The sequence below is a fragment of the Streptomyces sp. NTH33 genome, from assembly GCF_003236365.1.
In the GTDB taxonomy this organism is placed as follows: Bacteria; Actinomycetota; Actinomycetes; order Streptomycetales; family Streptomycetaceae; genus Streptomyces.
This window is the reverse complement of sequence record NZ_POTZ01001073.1, coordinates 1-616: the sequence shown is the minus strand read 5'-3', so window position 1 is coordinate 616 and position 616 is coordinate 1. Positions and strand designations below refer to the sequence as shown.

General features: G+C 77.9%; 1 protein-coding gene. It reads right to left on the bottom strand.

The features are described from left to right. The coding region (locus C1I97_RS38525; RefSeq protein WP_181447129.1) for a polyketide synthase dehydratase domain-containing protein at window positions 1–616 on the bottom strand (616 nt) is incomplete at both ends.

Genomic DNA, 616 nt, shown 5'->3' with positions numbered 1-616 from the left:
GGCCTGGGCCGGTCGCAGGGACCGGCGACGCCCACGGTGGCGTGTTCGGTCCACTCCGCCGCGCCGTCCGGGCGCCGGCTCAGGCACCGTACGCGGCGGGTGCGGGACGTCCCCTCGGCCACCGCCTGCACCCGGACCGGGTCGCCGTCGCCGGGGAACGGCAGGAAGGCGTCGAAGGTCACGTCACGCAGCGTCCAGCCGCCCGGGGCCGTCTCCCCGGCGGGGCGGACGGCGGCGAGCGCCCATTCGAGCATCGCGCTGCCGGGCAGCACCGCTCGGTCCGCGACGACGTGTCCCTCGACGAACCAGGGACTGGTGGCGGAGAGTTCCCCGGCGAACCAGCTCTCCCGGCCGGACGCCAGCTCGATCCATGCGCCCAGCAGCGGATGGGCGCCCCCGGCGCCGCCGCCGCGCGGCCGGCGGGCCATGTCGGGCTCCAGCCAGTGGCGCCGGCCCTGGAACGCGTAGGTCGGCAGGTCCACCTCGGCCGTCCCCTCGTCGTGCCCGATCCGGGGCCGCTCCACCGCGGTGTTCGCGACATGGATCCGCGCGAGGGCCGTCGCGAGGGTTCGGGCCTCCGGCCGGTCGCGGTGGAGCGCGAAGGCGAGGGCGGGCG